General features: G+C 64.5%; 20 protein-coding genes. 11 read left to right on the top strand and 9 right to left on the bottom strand.

Annotation, left to right across the window (positions count from 1 at the left end):
• Positions 1–76 precede the first annotated feature (76 nt).
• From ACV22Z_RS02785 to ACV22Z_RS02765, 5 genes are all read left to right on the top strand, one after another.
• Positions 77–2077: an acetoacetate--CoA ligase gene (locus ACV22Z_RS02785; protein WP_448074784.1), complete on the top strand. Its 2001-nt coding sequence runs from the start codon at positions 77–79 to the stop codon at positions 2075–2077.
• Complete coding sequence (locus ACV22Z_RS02780) at positions 2074–2268, top strand: hypothetical protein (protein WP_448074783.1); 195 nt, start codon at positions 2074–2076, stop codon at positions 2266–2268. The genes ACV22Z_RS02785 and ACV22Z_RS02780 overlap by 4 nt, the downstream gene beginning before the upstream one ends.
• Positions 2269–2322: 54 nt before the next feature.
• The gene (locus tag ACV22Z_RS02775; protein WP_448074782.1) at positions 2323–4974 is read left to right on the top strand and encodes a LuxR C-terminal-related transcriptional regulator; all 2652 of its coding nucleotides are present in this window, start codon (positions 2323–2325) and stop codon (positions 4972–4974) included.
• A gap of 126 nt (positions 4975–5100) precedes the next feature.
• Positions 5101–6048 (top strand): LysR family transcriptional regulator, encoded by a 948-nt coding sequence (locus tag ACV22Z_RS02770; RefSeq protein ID WP_448074781.1) that lies wholly within the window; start codon positions 5101–5103, stop codon positions 6046–6048.
• Between the two features lie 425 nt (positions 6049–6473).
• On the top strand, positions 6474–7313 hold the full coding sequence (locus ACV22Z_RS02765) for a PucR family transcriptional regulator (RefSeq protein WP_448075148.1): 840 nt from the start codon (positions 6474–6476) through the stop codon (positions 7311–7313).
• Between the two features lie 192 nt (positions 7314–7505).
• Here ACV22Z_RS02765 and ACV22Z_RS02760 read toward each other — a convergent pair whose 3' ends face one another.
• The 7 genes from ACV22Z_RS02760 to ACV22Z_RS02730 form a co-directional block, all read right to left on the bottom strand.
• Complete coding sequence (locus ACV22Z_RS02760; protein ID WP_448074780.1) at positions 7506–8441, bottom strand: 3-hydroxyacyl-CoA dehydrogenase NAD-binding domain-containing protein; 936 nt, start codon at positions 8439–8441, stop codon at positions 7506–7508.
• Between the two features lie 26 nt (positions 8442–8467).
• Complete coding sequence (locus ACV22Z_RS02755; protein ID WP_448075147.1) at positions 8468–9673, bottom strand: acyl-CoA dehydrogenase family protein; 1206 nt, start codon at positions 9671–9673, stop codon at positions 8468–8470.
• 23 nt (positions 9674–9696) lie between these two features.
• A complete protein-coding gene (locus tag ACV22Z_RS02750; RefSeq protein WP_448074779.1) occupies positions 9697–10452 on the bottom strand; it encodes an acetoacetate decarboxylase in 756 nt (251 codons plus the stop codon).
• 86 nt (positions 10453–10538) lie between these two features.
• A complete protein-coding gene (locus ACV22Z_RS02745; RefSeq protein ID WP_448074778.1) occupies positions 10539–11771 on the bottom strand; it encodes a CaiB/BaiF CoA transferase family protein in 1233 nt (410 codons plus the stop codon).
• Between the two features lie 89 nt (positions 11772–11860).
• Complete coding sequence (locus ACV22Z_RS02740) at positions 11861–12664, bottom strand: enoyl-CoA hydratase/isomerase family protein (RefSeq protein WP_448074777.1); 804 nt, start codon at positions 12662–12664, stop codon at positions 11861–11863.
• 120 nt (positions 12665–12784) lie between these two features.
• Complete coding sequence (locus ACV22Z_RS02735) at positions 12785–13183, bottom strand: DUF3331 domain-containing protein (protein WP_448074776.1); 399 nt, start codon at positions 13181–13183, stop codon at positions 12785–12787.
• Between the two features lie 289 nt (positions 13184–13472).
• Positions 13473–13682: a helix-turn-helix domain-containing protein gene (locus ACV22Z_RS02730; RefSeq protein ID WP_448074775.1), complete on the bottom strand. Its 210-nt coding sequence runs from the start codon at positions 13680–13682 to the stop codon at positions 13473–13475.
• Between ACV22Z_RS02730 and ACV22Z_RS02725 the strand changes: the two genes are divergently transcribed.
• A complete protein-coding gene (locus ACV22Z_RS02725; RefSeq protein ID WP_448074774.1) occupies positions 13648–13860 on the top strand; it encodes a hypothetical protein in 213 nt (70 codons plus the stop codon). The genes ACV22Z_RS02730 and ACV22Z_RS02725 overlap by 35 nt on opposite strands.
• 22 nt (positions 13861–13882) lie before the next feature.
• Here the strand turns inward: ACV22Z_RS02725 and ACV22Z_RS02720 are convergent, their stop codons facing one another.
• Together ACV22Z_RS02720 and ACV22Z_RS02715 are read right to left on the bottom strand one after the other, a co-directional pair.
• On the bottom strand, positions 13883–15130 hold the full coding sequence (locus tag ACV22Z_RS02720; protein ID WP_448074773.1) for a PucR family transcriptional regulator: 1248 nt from the start codon (positions 15128–15130) through the stop codon (positions 13883–13885).
• An 87-nt stretch (positions 15131–15217) separates the two neighbouring features.
• On the bottom strand, positions 15218–18046 hold the full coding sequence (locus tag ACV22Z_RS02715) for a LuxR C-terminal-related transcriptional regulator (protein WP_448074772.1): 2829 nt from the start codon (positions 18044–18046) through the stop codon (positions 15218–15220).
• Positions 18047–18310: 264 nt separating this feature from the next.
• On the opposite strand from ACV22Z_RS02715, the gene ACV22Z_RS02710 reads away from it, so the two are divergent.
• From ACV22Z_RS02710 to mdtN, 5 genes are all read left to right on the top strand, one after another.
• Positions 18311–19957: a fatty acid--CoA ligase gene (locus ACV22Z_RS02710; RefSeq protein WP_448074771.1), complete on the top strand. Its 1647-nt coding sequence runs from the start codon at positions 18311–18313 to the stop codon at positions 19955–19957.
• Positions 19958–19981: 24 nt separating this feature from the next.
• On the top strand, positions 19982–20119 hold the full coding sequence (locus ACV22Z_RS02705; RefSeq protein WP_448074770.1) for a hypothetical protein: 138 nt from the start codon (positions 19982–19984) through the stop codon (positions 20117–20119).
• Between the two features lie 78 nt (positions 20120–20197).
• Positions 20198–21280 (top strand): porin, encoded by a 1083-nt coding sequence (locus ACV22Z_RS02700; RefSeq protein ID WP_448074769.1) that lies wholly within the window; start codon positions 20198–20200, stop codon positions 21278–21280.
• A gap of 289 nt (positions 21281–21569) precedes the next feature.
• Positions 21570–21890 carry a YtcA family lipoprotein gene (locus tag ACV22Z_RS02695; protein WP_448074768.1) on the top strand — a complete coding sequence of 107 codons (321 nt, stop codon included), beginning with the start codon at positions 21570–21572 and terminating at the stop codon, positions 21888–21890.
• 15 nt (positions 21891–21905) lie between these two features.
• Positions 21906–22961, top strand: a complete 1056-nt coding sequence (gene mdtN / locus ACV22Z_RS02690; protein ID WP_448074767.1) for a multidrug transporter subunit MdtN — start codon at positions 21906–21908, stop codon at positions 22959–22961.

The following is a 22961-nucleotide window of genomic DNA, read 5'->3' as shown; positions in this document are numbered from 1 at the left end:
GACCCCCACGCTCACGTCGTTCGCTGCGCCCCGCGGGCGCGGTCAGCCTTCTTGGGCCGGCCCTGCGGAGGCTGACATGGTGAACGAAGGCGAACTGTTGTGGGCGCCGGACGAAACGTTCGTGCGCGGCTCCAATCTCGCGCGCTACCTCGATTGGCTTGCGACCGATCGCGACCTGAAGTTCGCGGACTACGACGCACTGTGGCAATGGTCCGTCCGTGAGCCCGACGCGTTCTGGTCGTCCATCTGGGCGTGGTACGGCGTGCAGTACGACGGCTCGGCGCGGCGCGTGACCAATGGTGCGCCGATGCCGGATACGCGCTGGTTTCCCGACGCACGCGTGAATTATGCGGAGCACGTGCTGCAGCATGCGGCGCACGCGGACGCCGGGCGGCCGGCGTTCCATCACGCGAGCGAAACGCGGCCGCTGCAGTCGATGCCGCTCGTCGATCTCGCGAGCCAGGTGCGGCGTTTCGCGACGCGCCTGCGCGAACTCGGCGTGCAGCCGGGCGATCGCGTCGTTGCATATCTGCCGAACGTGCCCGCGTGCGCGGTTGCGATGCTCGCGGCGACCAGCATCGGCGCGGTATGGTCGTCGGCCGCGATCGACTTCGGCGTGCGCACGGTCGTCGATCGTTTCCGGCAGATTGCGCCGAAGGTGCTGATCGCCGCCGACGGCTATACGTTCGGCGGCAAGGTGTTCGATCGCACGAGCGAAGTGTTCCAGATCGCCCACGCGCTGCCGTCGCTGCAGACGCTTGTCTGGCTGCCGAACCTCGCCGACGGGCTGCCTGCCGACACGTCGTCGCTGGCGTGCGCCGTTCACGCATGGGACGCGCTGCTGTCCGGCCCCGACGTGCCGCCCGACGCGTTTCGCTTCGAGCGCGTGGGCGCCGATCATCCGCTGTGGATCGTGTTTTCGTCGGGGACGACCGGCTTGCCGAAGGCGATCGTGCACAGCCATGTCGGCGTGCTGATCGAGCATCTGAAGCTGATGCATCTGCACATGGATCTGCAGGCCGGCGACGTGATGTTCTTCTACAGCACGACCGGCTGGATGATGTGGAACCTGCTCGTCGCCACGCTGCTGACCGGCGCGTCGGCTGTGCTGTACGACGGCAGCCCGATGCACGGCGGCCCCGAATGTCTGTGGAAGCTGGCCGCCGACACGCGTGCGACCTGTTTCGGCGGCAGTCCGACGTTCGTGCAGATGATGGAAAAGGCCGGCATCGTGCCGGGCCGGCAATTCGACCTGTCGTCGCTCAGAAGCGTGCTGCTGTCAGGTGCGCCGAGCACGCCGGAGACGTTCGCATGGTTCTATCGCTGCGTGAAGCAGGATCTGTGGGTGACGTCGCAATCGGGGGGCACCGAGCTGTGCAGCGGGCTGGTCGGCGCGGTGCCGTCGTTGCCGGTGCATGCGGGCGAGATCCAGGCACGCATGCTCGGCATGGCGGTCGACGTGTGGAACGACGATGGCCGGCCGGTAGTCGACGAGGTCGGCGAGCTGGTCGTCACGCAGCCGGCGCCGTCGATGCCGATCTTCTTCTGGAACGACGCAGGCGGCGCACGCTATCGCGAATCGTATTTCGAATACTTTCCTGGCGTCTGGCGGCACGGCGACTTCATGCGGTTGACGCCGCATGGAGGCTGCTACATCTACGGCCGCTCGGATTCGACGTTGAACCGGTACGGCGTGCGGATCGGCTCGGCCGAAATCTATCGCGTCGTCGAGGAAATCGACGCGATCGCCGACAGCCTGGTCGTGTGCTGCGAGCTGCGCGACGGCGGCTTCTTCATGCCGCTGTTCCTGCGCCTGCGAGACGGCGCGACGCTCGACGACGCGTTGCGCGTACAGGTCGCCGAGCGGCTGCGCACACTGTGCAGTCCGCGCCATGTGCCGGATGTGATGGTTGCGATGGAGCAGATCCCGTATACGCTCACCGGCAAGAAAATGGAGGTGCCCGTGCGCAAGATCCTGATGGGGCGCCCGGTCGAGCAGGCGGCGAGCCGCGACGCGATGGCCAACCCGGCGGCGCTCGATGCGTATGTCGCCTTTGCCGGCACGGTGCAGCGATGATGCCCGCGCAACTGATGCCGCAGACGCCCGCGGTGCCGGACAGCGAGCCGGCGCTGCATGAAGCGTCCGCGTGCCTGCGGCCGTTCTGCTGCAACCCGTTCGCCGCGTTTTCTGCGTTTTCCCGCGTCGGTGGATGGACGCCGCCGCTGCCGGAGGCGAACGTGACGGAGGGCGTGGCCGGTGATGCTTGAAGCGGCCGTGCGATTGAGGCACGATGTGCGATTCGCTCCATTCTTCGAACGATCGTGACCGTCACTCCGAATCCGGCTCGACGCGGGCTGCGTCGTTACGGCGTGGACCTGCGCGAGCACAAGTTCTTTCCGCCGGCCGCGCGCCGCGGCGCCATCGTCAGGCACACGCTGCTCGATAGCGTGACGCGGCTCGGCGTGCCGCACATCGTGATCCTGCAGGCGCCGCTCGGCAGCGGCAAATCCACGCTGTTGCAACAGATCATGGAGACCGGTCGCGCGAAGCGCTGGGCGATGGCGTGGTTCACGTTCGACGAAAGCGACAACGATCCACGCCGTTTCGAGGCGTATTTCATCGCGCTGATCGCGCAGATGGTCGCCGATGCCGGCGTGATCGCGGCCGAGCGGTCGCAAGTGACGAGCGACAACATGCTCGACTGGGTGTTCGGGCAGCTCGCGCACATCCCGGGGCCGATCGGCTTCTGTCTCGACGATTTCCAGTGGATCCACGAGCCCGCGATTCTGCATTTCTTCCGTGACCTGTTCCATGCGCTGCCGGGGCGATGCCGCGTCTACATCGGATCGCGCAACTTGCCCGACGTCGGCGTGAGCGCGCTGCAGGTTGCCGAAGAAGCGCTCGTGCTGCGGATGGAGGACCTGCGCTTCTCGTCGGCCGAATCGGCCGCGTTTCTCGCAGACGCCGACGATGCGATCGACGCGGAAACGGCGGCGTTCGTCCAGGCGCGTACCGAGGGCTGGCCCGCCGGGCTGCAGCTGTTCAAGCTCGCCCTTGCGCGCGACGAAATCCGGCATTCGCTCGACGAGATGCGCGACTGCACGCCGCTCGAGCTCGTCCGGTATCTTTCGGAGAATACGCTGTCACTGCAGCCGCCCGAGGTGCAGACGTTTCTGCTGAAGACATCGCAGTTGCGGCGCCTGAACGGATCGTTGTGCGACGAAGTGACGGGGTTCGCCGATGCGAACCGGCTATTGGAACGGCTCGAACGAGGCGGGCTGTTTCTGGAAGCGCTCGACGGCAGTCCGGGGTGGTATCGGTATCACAGCCTGTTCGCGCGATTCTTGTCCGAGCGATTCGGCCGCGAAGACGCGGAGCACGTACTGGATGTGCATCGGCGGGCCGCGCTCTGGTACGAGCGCCACGGCGTACCGGAAGAGGCGATGTTTCATGCGGTCGAGGCACGCGAATATGCGCTCGCGATCGCGACGCTCGACGACTGGTCGTCGCGGCTCGTCGCAGGTGCCGAGCTCGCGACGGTTGCGTACTGGTTCGATCGCCTGCCGCTGCAGGAGGTGCTCGGCCGTCGGAGCGTCGCGGTGAAGATCGCGTGGGCGCTTGTGTTCCTGCGCCGTGGCGGGCCGACGCACCCGCTGCTGTCGTATCTGGCCGATACGCGTGACGGGCATGGCGCCGACGTCGTGCTCGCGATGGCGGCGCTGTTCAACAACGATCTCCGTGGCGCCGCACGGCTTGCGGATGTGCCTGCGCTGCATCGGCCGGCCCGCGACATCTTCGACGCATTCCAGCTCGGCGCCGCGGCCAATCTGCTCGCGTTCAGCGCGATGGCCGAGGGGGACGACGAAAGGGCTCATCGGCTGCTCGTGCTCGCGAGCAGTCACAACGAACATGCGCAGGCGGCATTCAGTCAGGGATATACGCTCGCGCTGCGCTGCATCCTGCAGGTGATCGACGCGCAGCCGCGGCTCGCGACCGACGCGCCACGCCCAGCGCCGGGCGCGCAGCCCTATGCGGCGCGGCCATACGTGAACCGCGGCATGGCGGCCGCCGCGCTGGCCGCGTCGCGTATCTGGGCATGCTACGAAGCCGATCAGCTTGATACGGCGGAGCGGCTCGCGGCGCAGTTCGAAGCGGATATCGCGCTCGCGGCGGTGCCGGAGTTCATCGCGTTGTCGATGGTGTCGATCGCACGCGTTCACGTTGCGCGCGGACGAATGATTCAGGCACGCGATACGCTCGATGCGCTCGAACGGCTGAGCTTCCAGAGCCGGTGGACCGGCGTGCGCGAGATGATCGCATGGGAGCGGCTCTATCTGGCGGGCCGCAGCGGCGAGACGGCGCGCATCGGTGCGCTGCTGAAGCATGTGTCGGGTGATGCGGTACCCCTGGATTCGACCTGGATTCCGGTGACCGAAATGTTGAGCGGACCGTTGCTCGGACGCATTCGGCTCGCGCTACTGCAGCATCGGCTGGATCGGGCGTCCGAGCTGCTGAAGGCGGCAATGAGCGTCGCAGCGGCGCGGCCGTTGCTGTCGATCAAGCTGCACGTTCTGCACGCACTGGTACAGCATCGGCAAGGGCAAACCAGGCTGGCGCTGCGTACGCTTCAACAGGCACGCGACGCCGCACGGGCGGGCGGTTGTACGCGGGCGTTGCTCGACGAAGGGGCGGAGCTGGCCGCGATGCTCGACCCGTTGCCCGCCAGCGGCGAGGGTCGCCCGGTGGCGCATCCGGCGCCGAGCATGCCGAATCCGGCATGGTCGAACATGCTGTCGCAAAGGGAGCACGAGATTCTGCAACTGCTTTGCAGCGGCGCATCGAATCGCGAGATTTCGGAAAGGCTGTTTCTTTCCGAGAATACGGTGAAGTTTCACCTGAAGAATCTCTACCTGAAGCTGGACGTCAAGAACCGCGCCCAGGCGATTCTCAAGGCGCGGTCGAACCCGCGGTGACGCAGGCATACGCCAGTATTTTTGGCGGAATCACCCAAATGATGCGCAACGTATTCTTGTCAATATCGAGATAATAATTCAGGATTGCTGTGCAACAATTCCGTCGGTTTACGAGGAATGGTTGATATGGATACGCTTCACAACATGCGCGTATTTGCCCGGGTGGTCGACGCCGGCGGTTTTTCCGCGGCGGCACGACAACTCGATGTGAGCACCGCCAGAGTTTCACGCGCGGTTGCCGATCTGGAAGGGCGCCTGGGCACGCGCCTGTTGAATCGAACGACACGGCGCAACACGCTCACCGACGCCGGTGAACGGTATTGGCGCCGTTGCGAGCAGATCCTGGCTTACGTCGCGCAGATGGAGGCCGAGGTGAACGGCGCGCACGCCCGGCCTTCCGGGAAACTGAGGCTGCACTGCATGACCGGCGTGGGGCCGCGGCATGTGGTGCCGTTCCTTTCCCGCTATCGGCAACGCTTTCCGGACGTGGATGTCGATCTGACGTTTTCACAGCGGCGGCCCAACCTGATCGACGAAGGCTTCGATGTGTCGATCGTGCTTGGGGCCAGCCTTCCGGAATCGGGTCTGGTTTCGAAGCGACTCGGCGCGACCTTCAGCATCGTGTGCGCGTCCCGCCGGTACATTGACCAGCATGGCGTTCCCCTTGTGCCGCAGGACCTCGCGCGTCATGCGTGTCTCGGTCTGGTGTCGCCGCATAGGCCGTGCGACGAGTGGGCGTTGACGGGCCCGGATGGCGAGGAGCACGCCGTGCCGGTTCTTCCGGTATTTCGCGCCAATGACGCCGACGCGCTGGCAGTCGGCGTTCGGGACGGAATGGGCGTCGGGCTGCTGCCGCGTCATGCCGCAATGTCCGGGCTGCGTAACGGGGACTTCGTGCGCGTCATGCCACATCATCATGCGCATGACTTGAACCTCTATGCGGTGCATTCGTCACGCCAATCCATGGACCCAAAGGTGCGAACCTGGATCGACTTCCTGAGCCAGGAAGTCCCGCCGATGCTGGAAAGCAACGAGCAAGCGCTCGCGCGGTTTGCCGATTTGTCGCCGAATTGAAAGAAAGAGGAAAGATGCGCACAGGAAACGTCAACGTTCCGCGAACGTCGGTGCTCATGCGCAAGAAGTTCAGGGAATTGGCGGCGAACCCGTCCGAAGTGATCGAACGGACGTATGCGGCGTTGATCCGCATCGAGGGCTACGAAGACCTGTCGTCAACCGCCAGGAAGGACATCATGGATTCGATCGCGCTGTCGGAGCGGTTGTGGATCGAATCGGTGATCACCGGCACGTTTCCGTCGGCCAAGGATCTCGAGGTGTTTCAGGCATTCGGGCGCAGGCGGGTCCATCAGGGCATTCCGCTGCCATCGCTGCTCAGGGCGTTTCGTGTCGGGCTGAAGGAGGTATGGCACAAGTGCGCCGAACTCGCCAACGAACATGATGCGTTGCGCGACGAGCTGATTTTCGTGATTTCGCCGTACCTGATGGACTTTCTCGACGACATGGCTCAGCGGATTTCGCGGGCCTATCTCGACGAGCAGCATCAGCAGGCGCGCTGGCGGGAATCGTTGCGGTATCAGCTTCATGACGTGATCTTCAACCACGCCGGCGATGACGAAGCGTTCCGCAAGACCGCCACGGCGTTGGGCCTCGATCACACCGTCCGCAGGGTCGCGATCGCTATCGGGTCGGCGCGCCTGGATCGCGGCGCGTTGCATTCGGAAGCGGAGGCCGATCGATTCGTGCTCGCCGTGGCGCGGCATCTGAAGGCAAGCCGAGACAGCCTGATCGACGTCTGGCATCGTGATCGCCTGATCGTTTGGGCGCCATGCCATCACGACGAGTCGGTCATCGCGAGCGACAGGCGTGTCACGGACCGAATGTCTGCGTTGCTCGCCGCTCAGCGCTCGATCGCGTCCGTGGGCATCGGCCTGGCAGGCGCGGGCGCGAAAGGCTGGGCAGCGTCAGCAGACGAGGCGATCCGGGCGCTGGATGTCGGCCGAAGCGTGAATGCCGAGCAGCGGATGAATCGCTATTCGGACATCGTGATCGAGGAATGCGTACGCAGTCACGACGGCGCGCTCAACTATCTGCTTTCGCTGATCGACGAACTGTCGAGCGAGCCGGAGATCGTTCTGACGCTGGAGACCTTCTTTGCGAACATGCAGAGGCGGAAGGTCACGGCAGCGGCGCTTGGCATCCATCCGAACACGCTCGATCACCGGCTCGAGCGTGCGGAAAACATCACGGGCGCGAAACTCGACGACGCCGCGTGGATCGCCAGGTTCGAGATCGCGCTGAGGCTGCGTGGCATGCGCGAGTAGCGTGCCTTCGCGTTCAAAAGGCCGGCTGACGCGACGACCGCACGACGCCATGCGCGCGCGTGCTTGCGTCGCGATCATCCAGCCCGCGAATTCGAGAGCGGCCGTTGCCGCCGCTCTCGATGCGTTGACATCGCACAGGGCGCACCCTCCCGCTGCCGGGCAACCTGCCCCGGCGCAAAGGCGGTAACCGCTTCAGTTTCCGTCCCGCCGCAGCGAAAGGAGACCGAGCAACACTTTGTCGCGGCGCGCCGCCAACTGATCGATCGACTGGCCGGCGACTTCGTCCTTGACCCCTGCGATCACTTTCTGGCGAAGTTCGGGCGTGATTTGCGGCGTGCCCAGCACGCTCCACCACGCGGTCATCGGGCCGGTGAACTGGTCGAAGAAGTGCTCGATGCCGCCTTGCCCGCCACCGAGATGGAACAGCATGTTCGGGCCCATGATGCCCCAGCGCAGGCCCGGCCCCCAGCACACCGCGGTATCGGCATCCTTGACGCTGACGACGTCTTCCGCGATCAGATGGACGATCTCGCGCCAGAGCGCCGCCTGCAGGCGATTCGCAACGTGGCCGGGCACTTCCTTGTTGAGCTGGATGGTCTTCTTCCCGAGGCGCGTATAGAACGCGGTCGCCCGCTCGATCGTTTCGCGTGACGTCTTCGCGCCCCCGACGATCTCGACCAGCGGAATCAGATGCGGCGGGTTGAACGGGTGGCCGATCACGCAGCGCTCCGGATGGCGCTCGCAGGCCGACTGGATCTCGCTCATCGTCAGGCCGGACGAGCTCGAGGCGATGATCGCGTCCGGCGCCAGAATGGCGTCGAGATGCTTGTAGAGATCCCTCTTGAAGTCGATCCGCTCGGGCCCGTTCTCCTGCACGAAATCGCTGCCGGTCACGGCTTCATCGAGATTCGCGGTGAACTGCAGTCTCGCGCGCGATGCGCCCGGCGCGAGCCCGAACTGCTCGAGCGTGGGCCAAGCGGCGTCGATGAATGCCCGGAGCTTCGGCTCGGCATCGGGGGCGATGTCCGTTGCGACGGCGTCCAGGCCCTTGGCCAGAAACAGCGCGGCCCAGCTTGCGCCAATGACACCGGTGCCGATGATGGCAACGCGGTTGATATCTTTGCCCATGGCTAAAATCCTTCGAGTGGAGTGGGTCAGACGAACGCGCTGAAACCGGTCACCGCCTTGCCGACGATCAGGTGGTTCATTTCGCGTGTGCCTTCGTACGAATAGAGCGCTTCCGCGTCGGCGAAGAAGCGCGCGACGTTGTAGTCGAGGACGATGCCGTTGCCGCCGAATATTTCACGGGCCCACGCAACGGTCTCGCGCATGCGGCTCGTGCAGAACGCCTTGGCCAGCGACGATTGCTGGTCCTGCAACTTGCCCTGGTCCTGCAATTCGGCAAGCCGCACGACCATGCATTGCGACGCGGTGATATTGCCGAGCATCTTCGCGAGGTGGTCCTGCACCATCTGGAACGACCCGATCGGTTTGCCGAACTGCTCGCGGGTCTGCGCGTAGCGCACCGCATGTTCGTAGGCGCCCATGCTGCAACCGACGGCTTCCCACGCGACGTATTGGCGGGTGAGCCGAAGCACGCGCGCCGTGTCGCGGAACGACTGGTCGCCCTGCAGGCGGTTCTCTTCAGGCACCCGGCAGTTGTCGAGCGTGATCTGGCCGTTCTGCACGACGCGAAGCGCGATCTTGTTCTCGATCTTTTCGACGGAAAAGCCCGGCGTGGTCTTGTTCTCGACGATGAAGCCCTTGACCTGGTTGTCGTCGACGTCACGTGCCCAGATGATCGACAGGTCGCACCACGGCGCATTGCCGATCCACCGCTTCTGGCCGTTGAGTATCCACGTATCGCCTTCGCGCCTGGCGGTCGTCAGCAGGCCGCCGCCGGCGCCCGACCCGACCAGCGGTTCGGTCAGTCCGAAGCAACCGATTTTTTCCAGCCGCGCCATCGGGGGCAACCATTTCTGCTTCTGTTCCTCCGATCCGCCGAGATAGATCGACCCCATGGCCAGCCCGCTATGGACCCCGTAGAAGGTCGAGATCGACGAGTCGACGCGTGCCAGCTCCATCGCGATGAAGCCATCGAGAAGTGTGCTGCCGCCGGGGCAGCCATAACCTTTGAAACCGACGCCGACGATGTTCAGATCCCTGATCCCGGGGATCAGCTCGAACGGGAAAGCATCCGCGGCCCAGAACTTGTTGATCACGGGCGCAACCTGCTCCTCCATGAAGGCGCGCACGCGTTTCAGCACTGCACGTTCGTCTTCACTCAGGAACTCGCGAATCAGGTAGAAGTCGCTGTCGGGGGCCGGAAGCGGGTGGTTGGGCTTCGCGCTGGCAGTCATGATGATTTCCTGGAAAACGTTGATCAGGCGGCGTTCGTGGGCGCGCGCAGATAGTCGTGGACGACTTCCGCGCCCGCGATCGTGAGGTCGGTGAGGAGGTGGACCGCGGACAGCACCTCGAGCACCGGCAGCTTGGCGACCGGCGCGAAACAATGCGGATGCAGTTCCAGCGAGGCGGGGCCGGTCCACGCGCCCTTCACCGTGATGTCGGTCACGTAGTACTTGACCAGTTCGCAGACGCGGGCGGAGCCGTCGACATGCGGCAGGATTTTCAGCAGGAAGCCGGGCGCCTCGAGCGTCTTCCTGACGGCGGCGAGATCCAGCGGCTCGTACTTGTATCCCATGGTCGCGGTCGCGACCCGTACGCCGTTGTAGTCGAGCGTGCCCACCAGCGCGTCGTTGCGGATTTCGAGCTTCGGCTGGGCCAGTACCTTCGGAAAACCGAGCAGTTCGCGGCCGGAAGCGATGCCGGCTTCGCTGTCGAGATACATCGCGTGGGTGAAGCCGCCGGTTTCGCCGTTGAACGATACCGGGACCACCTGGCCCGATTCGGTGTAGGAACCGAGCCCGCTCGAGTCCGGCATCTTGATGAACTCGTATTTGACGATCGGTTCGGTCGGAAGCAGCGGAGCGGGGACCACGCGAGCCAATGCTTCCGGATCGGTGCGGTAGGTAATGATGATGAATTCGCGATCGATGAACCGGAACGGCGGCTTGGGATACGCCGGGCTGCCGATCGGCATCGCATACGCGCGAGCGCGGATTTCGTCTTCAGTCATGAAAGGCTCCGAGTGTGCGGCTGGCGTCAGCCAGCCGGTGGGTTGTCGCGAGAGGAGGCGTTCAGGCCATTGGATGGCGCAACGCGTCAGTTCGCGCTGTCGAAGCGGGCGACCACGCCCGCATCCTGCAGACGGGCGATCTCGGCGTCGTCGAAGCCCATCTCGGTCAGGATTTCCGCGCCGTGTTCGCCGAGCTGCGGTGCCGCGCCAGGCTTCACCTTCCGCTGCCCGGCGATATGAATCGGATTGCTGACCGTTCTCGTGGCGGGCTGGCCCGGCACTTCGAGCGGCACGACGATTCCGTTGAGCTCGAGCTGCGGATCGTGAATGATTTCCTCGGCAACCTGCACGACACCGAAAATCACGCGCTCGGCGGCGAGCGCCTGCTTCCAGAAGGCCAACGGCTGGCTGTCGAACAACGGATCGAGGATCTCCACCAGTGCGGCCGCGTGTTCGGCGCGCAGCCGTTCGTCGGCAAAGCGCGGATCCTCCAGAAGCGCGGGCATCCCGATCGCGCGGACGAACGGCGCCCATTCCTTGCGTTGCGCGGCGACCAGCAGGATCCAGCGCCCGTCGCTCGTCCGGTACGGATTGAGCAGCGCATTCGGCGGGCTCTTGCGGTCGTGCTGCGGGAAGAACTTGCCGCCGTTGAGGCCGCCTTCGACCCATGCCGCTGCCGCCCAGATGCCGTTGGCGATCAGGGAGGTCGTCACGTGGCTGCCTTTGCCGGTCTTCGTGCGCTCGTAGAGCGCCGTGACGATCGCGGCATACAGCGTCGTTGCCGTCGCGTGATCGCCAATGCCCGGAATGGGAAGGGTCGGCGGGCTGCCCGCATCGTGGGTCACTTCCATCAGGCCGGAGCGTGCCCAGTACGCGGTGACGTCGAATCCCGGGGTATCGGCCTCGGGGCCCTGCGCGCCATAGCCGGTGATGTCGGCATAGATCAGCTTCGGATTCAGCGGAGCAAGGTCCTCATAGGTCACGCCCAACGCGGCCCTTACGCGCGGCGGGAAATTGACGACCAGCACATCGGCCCACCGGACGAGACGCGTCAGCACTTCCCGCGCGTCGGGCGACTTGAGGTCGAGCGCGATGCTGCGCTTGTTGCGGTTCGTCAGTTGCCACGCATAGTTTGTGCCGGCAACGGGATTCGGCGGAATGCTCGAGAAGAAGCGATAGACGTCGCCCGTACCCGGCGGCTCGATCTTGATGACGTCCGCGCCGAAGTCGGCGAGTATCGTCGTGGCCGCAGGGCCGGCAATGTAGCTCGCGAGATCGACCACCTTGAGGCCTGAAAACACGTGTGTTCCGTCAGTCATTGCAGTGTTCCGGATTCGATGTGAGGGTTGGGCATTGCGTCGAACGGAATGATCCGAATCGCGCGCCGGTGCAGAGAGGCCGTGACATGTCAGCGGCCCAGGAACTTCGGCGCTCGCTTCTCCAGAAAGGCCGAGGTTCCTTCCTTCTTGTCGTCGGTGGCGGCGCACAGCGCGAAGAGCTTTCCTTCCAGCGCAAGTCCTTCGGGTAAAGCCGCGTTGAGTCCGAGGTTGACGGCGTTGATCGCATAGGCGACGGCCAGCGGCCCGTTCGCGGCAATCTGCGCCAGAATCGCTTCCGCCCGGGCGATCAGGCTGCCGGCCTCGACGACTTCATTCACCAGACCGATCCGATGTGCTTCTTCAGCCGACACCATCTCGCCGGTGAGGATCAGTTGCAGCGCGACCCCCTTGCCGACGACGCGAGGGAGCCGTTGGGTTCCGCCAAAGCCGGGAATCAGCCCGAGCTTGACTTCAGGCTGGCCGAACTTCGCGGCGGGACTCGCCAGGCGGATCGTGCATGCAAGCGCGGTCTCGCATCCCCCGCCCAGCGCCAGGCCGTTCACGGCGGCGATGACCGGCTTGCCGAGATGTTCGACGAGATTGAGCAGGTCCTGGCCGGCACGCGTGCGCCGCTCCGCTTCGATCGGCGTCGCGGTCGCCAGCTCGCTGATGTCGGCGCCGGCGATAAAGGCGCGATTGCCTGCGCCGGTGATGATGACCCCGCGAATCTGAGTGTCGTCCCGCGCATCCTGGAACGCTGCATGCAGTTCCGCGATCGCCTTCTGGTTCAACGCATTCATCACCTCGGGGCGGTTCAGCGTCACATAGGCCGTCGCCTGTCTCTTTTCGTAGAGAATGGTGTCGAAAACGGGGAGTGGCAGAGTGTTTGGCATCGGATCGATTTCTCTAAAGGATGATTCGTGCTGATTCCGCACTAACGGCGCGCGGATGACACGAACGGATGTGTGCCCCGTGGCGGGTGTTGTCGTGCTGCGCACCGACGCACGGCCGCATCAGGCGTCGAGCACCTGAATGTCCTCGACGCAAGCGGCGAGAATCATGAAATTCAGATTGACGGGCTTCGGCCGCAAGCGGGACGGCCGATAGACAAGGTCGCCGACATGTATCGGTTCGTGCGACAACGCGCAGATACCGCGATGCCGGGCTATGCAGACCTTCCAGATCTGCTCGCCGTAGTGGCAGGCAGTCGGGTCCAGCCATGCCACGCTGATCGTCGATATGCTTTGACGTCCTAATATCCTGACCGTCGCGACAGAGGAAAGATCGTCCGGATGTGCCATTCGTCCGACATTCTTGCCGGGCGGCCGGATCTGGTCCGCAACTTGCTCCTTGCCGTCAAGCATGCCCACCATGTGTGACCATATTGGACAGTCCGGTCTGCCGATCTCCATCCTGGCGCCTCCTGTTACCCGTCCGTCGTGCAAGTCAGCGATACCGGGCACAATCGATCTTAAGGTGATGCCGATTTTCAGCCTATGTAGCAACGCACAACGAAGCTAGCTTTTTTTCCAATGCGGAATCGTCCGATGGCCGGATATATGAGGATCATGGGAAGGCTTGCTCAAGCAGGTCAGAACCTGCGCCGTTCGGGAGATCATGAGCAGCCCGAATGTGCCGCGGCCGAACCGTTCATGGCTCAAGCAGCCGCGCAGCCGGGGAGACCGACAGAACAGTCTGTGTTTACTTCACAAAGTACCGACTGGGGACTTCGCCCAGGGCGCCCTTGAACGCCGTCGAAAAGGCGCTCGGGCTGCTGTAGCCAAGTTCCATCGCGACGCGCGTGACGGGTTCGCCGTTGCCCGGTCGGACCACGGCTGCGAGCAGGCAGGCCTGCTGCCGCCATTCGAGGTAGCTGATGCCGGTGTTCGGCACCGTCAGCTCGATCTTCATCGTGCATCAGGTGCCGAGCGCGTCGGACTGGGTGTCGATTGCGTTGATCCTGTCTGCGCTGGCGATCGGCCTGAAGAAGGGGCGTGCGGTCTTCGGTCGGAAGCGTGCGGCTCGCGCGCCGCAACGCAGCGCTGACATCGGCCAGGCTTTGCGGACGACCCGACGAAGCGTCGATTGAAGCGCCTGTCGCCACGCGGCCGTCATTCGAGTGCGCCGCGCAGTTTGATCGCAATGTCGAGCTTCGAGATCCAGCCGGTGTCGTCCAGCCGTGCGCCAAGAATATTCTCGATGCGCTCGAGCCGGTAGTTGAGCGTGTTGGGATGAATGCCCAGCACGCTTGCGGTCGCCTTTCGGCGCTGAAGCTGGTCGAAGTAGGTTCGGAGCGTGTCGAGCAAATCCGGTTCGCCGGCCAGTTGCTCGACCAGGGAAACCAGATAGCTCAACGCGCGTTTCGTTCCGCGGATGCTTTCCTCGACGGCGATTTCGGAATACAGGCGCACCCGGTCCTGATCACTGCGACTCCGGCCGAAGCTGAGCGCACGGCCAGCTTCCTCCGCGGACATCGCCCAGCCTGACGCGCCTTCGCCGGGGAGACCGACGCCGATCGCGTTGATTTCAGGCAGCGTATCCGCGATCGACGCGATCTGCTTGCCCATCTGAAGATCGCTGATGCCCATCAGATCGCCGATCCGGGCGGGTATCCAGATCAGCAGTTGTCCGCGAAACCAGATGTCGAAGAGATCGTCGACAGGCAATTTGAGGCGCCTGGCAGCTGCGGCGACGATCCGGTCGATTTCGCTCTTGAAGGTGGGCGAATTGCTGTCGATCCCGTCGACATCGATGGCCAGCGCGACGCGCGGAGCGGTCACGTCGAGGTGAAGTGCGGCGGCCGTCTTGGAGAACCCGTCGGCATCGTCAGGGAAATTGAAAATGATGCTGTGCAGCTGATAGCGCAGCGATTCTCGCCAGCGGGCCTGTTTGTACTGCTCCTCCAGGTAAGTCTGGGACACCTCTTGCGACAGGATGTCGAAAAATCCCATCAGGTACGGAGAAACGCTGAACAGCAGTTCGTCTCGCAGGGTGTCGCTTTTCTCGTCGAGTTCGATGTACAAACACCATAGTTCGCGAGAGCCCAGCCGAAACGCGCGCAGCAGCGCTTCGAGCGGAACGCCCTGGTAGACGCGGCGGCGCGAATACTCCCGGAAGCGCTCGAGCGCCTCCTCCGACGGCATGCTGCCCGACAACAGCGTGTCGAGCCAAAGCCTGGAAGACAACGCGATCGAATTGCGGATATCCAGCTTCGTGGTCGAATCGAGGTCGGCATACGGCTTGACGTTCACCAATGCCTTGTACACGCGTTCGACGAACACCGCGTGGTTCTGGATCACGCCTGCGGTCCACTGACGCAAGGGGGGGGAGATGTCAGGAATTCGGGTTGTCACGCGCATTTTCTGCTCCGATGGCTCCTCGAGTGGGGGCGCTTCCGGTAGTGCGGCACGATGTGCACGCCGCACAAGGCTTCGGCAACGCCGGTGCTACGTCGCTCGATGTTGCGGCGGCGTCGCATCGGATTCCTTTGCTTCGCCGCGCTCGATCGGCGTCACGCCCAGCCCGCTCTGGACGGCCTCGAATCGGGAGCCGACCTTGAGCTTCTCGAAGATGTTCTTCAAGTGCCATTTGATCGTCTCGGGCGCAACGCGCAATGCACGTCCGATTTCCTTGTTGGACAGGCCATGGGCGATGTGGTTGAGAATCTCGATCTCGCGCGAGCTGAGCAGGTTCCGCGCAGCGCGCGTATCGTCGTCGCTTGCCGGCAGCCGATGCTGATCGAACGCGGCGGCGAGCCTGTCCAGGAAGGTTTGTTGAATCCCCGCCCGGTCGGGCGTATCGCGTGCCCATTTCGTCAGCAGGCGCAGCGCCGGTGTGCCTTCGTCGATGAAACTGCCAATCATGCCGTTCGCCTGTGCGTAACGCAGTGCGTCCTCCAGTGCTTCGAACGCCGCGTCGTGCGCACGTTCCGGCTGAAGCTGATCAAGCTGCTCGAGCGCCAATGCGTGCAGCAGCGACATCCGCGCTTCCAGATATTTCATGCCGGCCCGGGCCAGCGTGTTCTTCAATTCGTCGAGGCGCTCAGCGGCCCGATCTGGCTTGCCTGTCGCGATATCGAGCCGCGCGTTCACCTCGCACCAGCTGGTCCACGTCTCGAGGAAGCTGCCCATCGGCATCGGAACCTGCTCGGGCATCAGCGCTTCCAGTTCATCGGCCGCTTCCTTTGCGCGATCGATCCAGCCACGTTGCAGGCATAACCGGACGATTTCGGCGTCGCACGCGGCATGCATGCGCAGCCAGCGTCGGGAGGCAGCGATTTCGGTTCCCTGTTTCAGGCACAGCAAGGCCGACGCGATATCGTTGTTCCGCGCGTGCAGCCGGGCCGCGATGCGGCAGTAGTTCGACAGCGAGCCAAGCGGACACGTTTCCGCCGTGATGGCCGAGCGGTCGTCGATCAGTTGCCGGGCGCGGGACAAATCGTTCCGCTCGTAGCACACGGCCGCCAGATAACCTGCCGGAACCGCCGCCGCCGCGGAGTTGCGGCCTGCGTTCGCTTCTGCGCGAGCGATGGCCGACTCGAACAGCGCAGCAGCCTCCGTTGCGCGGCCATGCATCAGCATGTTCAGTCCGAACATGCATTCGCTGTAGACGCTCGCGTACACCGATTCGTGATCGTCGGGCGGATCGGCCGCTCTTTCGCGCCCGATCTGCTCGACCTCGTCGAAGCGGCCATCGTGCATCAGGCCGAAGACCTGCGCCGTTTCGCCGATCCGTCTGACCCACGCCGAAACGGGCAGTGGCGACGCCGCGACTTCCCGGCCCAGCTCGAGCGACCGGTAGCTGTCGTCGCGAAAGCCGGAAAGCGCCGCGTCCACGGCAATCACCTCGATCGGCAGCGTCGTGTCCGGTTCGCCTTCCATCGGCGCGCCATCGACGTGACGGCGCGCGAGGCCCGATTTCACTGTCCGCAATACGTCTTCGGCCTCCGACACGCGCATCAGAAAGGCAAGTGACCATGCCTTGGCAAGCAGCAGGCGCGACCTCGACTGCACCAGTTGATGCGGCAGCTTGCCGATCAGGCTCAACAACGCGCTCACGTCGCTGCGATTCATCAACGCCATCGCGCAGTTTTCGACCCAGGTCGCGGCCTGCAGCGTTTCGCCGGCGGCCAATGCATGGCGCACGGCCTCCGGCCATTGCCGCGCGTCGGCGAACCACTGGCTGGCGCGATGGTGGAGTCGCGGCATGTCGTCGGCGAGTTGCCGGGCGGCCCGCCGCCTGAGCGCTTCGGACAGCAGCGCGTGATAGCGGAACCATTGCCGCTCGTCGTCGAGCGCGCGGATAAAGAGGTTGTGGCGCTCCAGCCAGTCGAGCTTGTCCCAACTGCGTGCGCCGGCGCCCATGATCGCGTCGCAGAGCCCCGGGCTCAGTCGATCGAGAATCGATGTCCGCAGCAGAAATTGATAGATGGCCGGCGGAAGGCGGGTCAGCACAGCGTCGTCGAGATAGGCATCGATGCCGAAGCGGTTGCCGGCGAGATCGCGCGCCAGCCGGGTGGTGTCGGTGGTTTCCTTCAGCGACAGGGCTGCGAGCTGCAGGCCTGCTATCCATCCTTCGGTCGCGTCGTTGAGGCGCTCGACGGTGGAGCGGTCGAGCGGCGCCGCGGCCGTGCGCGCGAAGAACGCTTGCGCGTCATCCGCGGAAAAGCGCAGATCGGATTCGTCGATTCGCAGCAGCTGGCCCTGAGCCTGGAACTGCGAAAGCGCCAGCCTGGGCTCGCCGCGCGCGCCGAGCAGCACGTGGAAATTCTCGGGTGCGTAGCGCAACAGCCGGAGCATCGCCGCGCACACCGGGGGCGACGTCAGGCGGTCGAAGTCGTCCAGGATCAGAAAGACCTGCTTGCCGCAGGTCGCGATTTCATTGAGCAGCACGGAGATGACGGTTCTGCCCGGGGTGAGCGGATCCTTGCGCAGCAGCTTTTCGGCTTGCTGCCCGACGCCGCCCGTGCCGTGGCTCAGTGACGCGACGAGGTACGCGCCGAGCTGGTCGGGATCGTCGTCGTCACTGTCCAGGCTGAGCCATGCGACGAGCTGGTGCCGGGTGCGGAGCAGTTCGCACCATTCGGACAACGTCGTGGTTTTGCCGAATCCCGCCGGCGCGATGATCAGCGTGACCGTGTGCTCGGCCGCGGCAGCGAGCTTCTTCAGCAGCGTCCGGCGCGTCACCCGGCCTCGTGGCGGACGCGGCGGGGCCATTTTCGTTCTTATTAACGAGAGATTCCAAAGATTTTCATCAGAATCGATCGGTAAGTTCATTGCAATCTGCCCGGAATTCACCCCGCCATGATAATCGGTGTCACGGTGCGGGTGATGAGGGTTTTCCCACGGGAGGGTGGGGTGCCAGCCTTACCCCCCCGGCGCCCTGCACCCTACCTCCCCGTCGTCGCGCACACACCCATCCTGCCTCCCCGTAGTCTTGCATCAGGTTCATGTCCGGCCGGCCTGCGATCACGCGATTGTCGTGCCGGGAAGGCGTGATGCGTCGGGTCGAGCGTCTGTCAACAGTCTGTCGAGGAGTCAATGGTGTCTACCGCTTCGCTGGTCGGTCAGTCGTCGTCGGCCTATGCGTACCCGCTGCTGATCAAGCAGCTGCTCCATACGCCGCTCGCGGTCAACCCCGAGCAGGAGATCGTTTACCGGGGACAGACGCGGTACGACTACTGGACGCTGCGTCACCGCATCGGGCAGCTGGCCAGCGCGCTGCAGGCGCTGGGCGTGAGGCCGGGCGACACGGTTGCCGTGATGGATTGGGACAGCCATCGCTATCTGGAATGTTATTTCGGTATCCCGATGATGGGCGCGACGCTGATGACGGTCAACGTCAGGCTGTCACCCGAGCAGATCGCGTACACGCTGAACCATTCCGGTGCATCCGTGCTGCTGGTCAACGCAGAGTTTCTTCCCGTGCTCGACAGGATCCGGGGTGAGCTGCGCGATATCGACCGGTTCGTGCTGATCGACGACAGCGGCCTCGCCGACTTGCCCGCGTGCTTCGCAAACGAGTACGAAGCGCAACTGGCGGAGGCGTCGCCGGACTTCGATTTCGCCGATTTCGACGAAAACACGCGGGCCACGACGTTCTACACGACCGGCACCACGGGCGCACCCAAAGGCGTCTGCTTCACGCACCGCCAGATCGTCCTTCACACGCTGGCGACGATGGCCGCGCTCGCGAGTTCGCCGAAGCAAGGCCGCATCGACCGGGACGACGTGTACATGCCGATCACGCCGATGTTTCACGTTCATGCGTGGGGGCTGCCGTACGTCGCCACGCTGCTCGGGATCAAGCAGGTGTATCCCGGCCGCTATGCGCCGGAGATGCTGCTGGACCTGATCCGGCGCGAGCACGTCAGCTTTTCGCACTGCGTGCCGACCATCATGCAGATGTTGCTGACGAGCCCCGCCGGCAAGGACATCGACCTGAGCCGCTGGAAGGTGATCGTCGGCGGCTCGGCGCTGCCGAAGGGGCTCGCCCAGCTCGCACTGGAGCGGGGCATCGACATCTTTGCCGGCTACGGGATGTCCGAGACCTGCCCGGTGCTGACGATCGCGCAGGTCAGGACGTCGATGCTCGACGACGCGTCGCAGTCGCTGGATGTCCGGACCAAGACGGGCTTGCCGATTCCGCTGGTCGACCTGCGCATTGTCGACGCTGGCATGCACGACGTCGCGCACGATGGCAAGACGCCCGGCGAGATCGTCGTGCGCGCACCGTGGCTGACGCAGGGCTATCTCGACAACCCGGAAGCGTCCGAGACGCTGTGGGCGGGCGGGTATCTGCACACGAACGATATCGGGTTCATCGATAGCGACGGGTATCTGCAGGTGACGGACCGCATCAAGGACATGATCAAGTCCGGTGGCGAATGGGTGTCGTCGCTCGAGGTCGAGAGCCTGATTTCCCGTCACCCGGCGGTCAGCGAGGTCGCGGTGATCGGCATCGGGGACGAGAAGTGGGGAGAGCGTCCGCTGGCGCTCGTCGTGCTGAAGGCCGGCGAGGTCGCGGACGCGGACGCGATTAGCGCGCACCTGGCCGAATTCGTCGAACGCGGGCTGATGTCGAAATTCGCGGTTCCCCAATCGATCCTGTTTGTCGAATCGATCGACAAGACCAGCGTCGGAAAAATCGACAAGAAGGCGCTGCGCAGCCGGTACGCGAGCGCGTGACCAGCGCGTGTCAGGCGGCCGTGGTTGTCGCTGCTGCGACAGCCCGCGCCGGTGAACGCGAGGCTGCTTGACACGATGATCCGCAACGCGAAGCCGAGCGTCGCCGCACAGGGCGATATTTGCGCGGCACGCGAGCGAATCCTGACCGTGTTGTTGTTGTGACGTGCAACGGAGTCGCGCGATCGGCGCGCGGCTGTGGGGCTTCTATTGAAAATAACTAATCTGGTTTGGAGGCAGGGAATGAAATCACCATGGCGTCAGGGAGCGCTCGGCTTTTTTGTCGCGGCATCGCTGGGTACGACGTCCGGACTGGCGCACGCTCAGAGCAGTGTCACGTTATATGGCGTACTCGACGCGGCGGTGCTCTACACGAGCAAGTCGCTGAATCTGGCGACAGGAGCGAATGACGGCCACAAGTTCGCGCTGGTCGACGGTTCCGCGTCGGCGTCGCGATTCGGCTTGCGAGGCGTCGAGGATCTGGGCGGCGGGCTGAAGGCGACGTTCGTCCTCGAAAGCGGCATCGACGTGCCGAGCGGCGGGTTCGGCAATTCGAACGGCAACATGTTCGGCCGTCAGGCCTGGATCGGACTGAGCGGCGACTTCGGCACGGTGAAGGCCGGCCTGCAATACTCGCCGTTCGTGCTGGCGCAGATTGCGACCGACGCGCGCGACATCGCGTATTTCGGCAGCGGCGCGGTGCTCTACGTCGACAACCTGCTGGTCACGGGGCTGTTCAACCAGAATGCCGTTTCCTATACGAGCCCGGTCGTTGCGGGCTTTCAGGGCAGCGCGATGTTCGGCTTCGGCGGGAAGGCGGGCGATTTCCAGTCGGGACGGCAATACTCGGCCAGCCTGAAATACCAGGCCGGCGGTTTCCTCGTCACGGCGGCGATGTACAACGGCAACGCGGGCGGCACGGCAGCGACGCCGATCCCCAGCACCGTGCCGTTCACCGGCCGCTCGATCGGCGCGGCGTACAGCATCGGCAATCTGACCGTCAAGGGTTCGTACGCGCTCTTCAAGGTGAGCGGCTCGTTCGACAACCGGGTGTACGGGGGTGGGGCAAGTTATGCGTTTACGCCCGCAGTCGAGGCCGACGCGGGCGCCTGGGTGACGAGCGACGGCAACGATACCGCCAATCATTCGGTGCTGACCGCGGTCGGATTGAGGTATTTCCTGTCGAAGGCGACGACCGTCTACAGCCAGGTCGGACTGGTGCACAACCATGGCCGGATGGACACCGGGCTGGCGATCAACGGCGCGCTGTTCGAGGGGGCCGGCACGACGGTGGGTGCGGTGGTCGGCCTTCGCCATACGTTCTGACGGCGGCGCCGACGCCATCGGCTGGCGGGGCGACGCCCCCGCCAGCGCGCGAATTCGCGGGGGCCGGCCCACGGTCGCGCTCAGGTGCATTGTGACTAATCACAATCGCGATGTTCGATTTCACGATATTCGCGGGATCCGTCCGCACTTACCATCGAAAGCCGGGTCGCGAGATGCGTGTTCGCCGTCCGATGTGTGCTTTCAGCCCGCAGGCTGAACGGGTGTACGGCCCTTGCGGCGGCCCGTCCGAGCCTTCCCTCGTCGTGTTCATTCAATCACCGAATCAACGTTGCGGCATCCCGTCGTGCCGTTTCTTTCCGTTGCCGTGAGTACTTTGCAGATGCGTTCGTCTACCGCCCTGGCTCTCGTTTCGATTGCGGCAAGCCTGTTGCTCGAAGGATGTGCGCCCGCGCCGTCGGTCGCGGTATTCGGCGCGGGTTTTCCGGATTGGCTGTTCTGCATCGTCGGCGGGGTTCTGGGTACCGTGATCGTTCATGTCGCGCTGGGCAAGGCAGGCAAGCGCGGCTTTCTCGCGCCGCTGGCGATCAGCTACCCGGCCCTTTCCGCGTTGCTCGCGATGGCCTTCTGGCTGCTTTTCTTTCCCCACTGATCACGCGTACCGCATATGTCCGACGCTTCCGGCGCATCGCGCAAAAAGTCCCTGCCTGCATGGCTCATCGTGATTGCCGCGCTGGTGTTGCTCGGCGTCGTTGTGTGGCGTCTCGACCAGTCGCCGACGACCGACGACGCGTACGTCTACGCCGACACGATCAACGTCGTGCCGGAAGTCAACGGCAAGATCGTCGAGATGCCGATACGCGACAACCAGCCGGTGAAGCAGGGCGACCTGCTGTTCCGGATCGATCCACGGCCGTACCAGGACGCGCTGAACCAGGCCCGCGCACGGCTGGTGACGCTCGACAAGCAGATCGGGCTCACGCAACGCACGGTCAATGCGCAGCAGTACAACGCCGATTCCGTCAAGGCGGCGGTTGAGCGCTCGCGCGCGCAGGCTGCGCAGGCGGCTGACACGCTGCATCGGATGGAGCCGCTGCTCGCGCCGGGTTATACGTCGGCGGAGGACGTCGACCGGGCCCGCACCGCGCAACGTGCGGCGCAGGCGGAATTGAATGCGGCAATGCTGCAGGCGCAGCAGGCGTCCGCGGCGGTGAGCGGCGTGGATGCGCTGGTCGCGCAGCGTGCGGAAGTCGAGGCTCAGATTGCGATCGCCGAACTGAATCTCGAGTACACCGAGGTGCGCGCGCCGTTCGACGGACGGGTGGCCGCGTTGCGCACGACGGTCGGCCAGTTCGCGTCGGCGCTCAAGCCGGTCTTTACGCTGATCGATACGCGTCATTGGTACGTGATCGCGAATTTCCGCGAAACCGATCTGAAGGGCGTGCGTGCGGGGATGCCGGCCACTGTCTATCTGACGAGTGACACGGGCAAGCGTTTCGGCGGCACGATCGATTCGATCAGCTACGGCGTGCTGCCCGACGATGGCGGCGTGGTGATGGAAGGGTTGCCGCGCGTCGCGCGCAGCATCAACTGGGTGCACGTGTCGCAGCGCTTCCCGGTGAAGATCGCGGTGCGTGACCCGGATCCGGACCTGTTCCGGATCGGCACGTCGGCGGTCGCGACGCTCAGGCGCGACGCGGCCGCGCGCGACACGGCACGGTGA

The organism is Burkholderia sp. PU8-34, from assembly GCF_053427725.1.
Note: the sequence above shows the minus strand (reverse complement) of the source record. Positions and strands in the feature narration are given on the sequence as shown.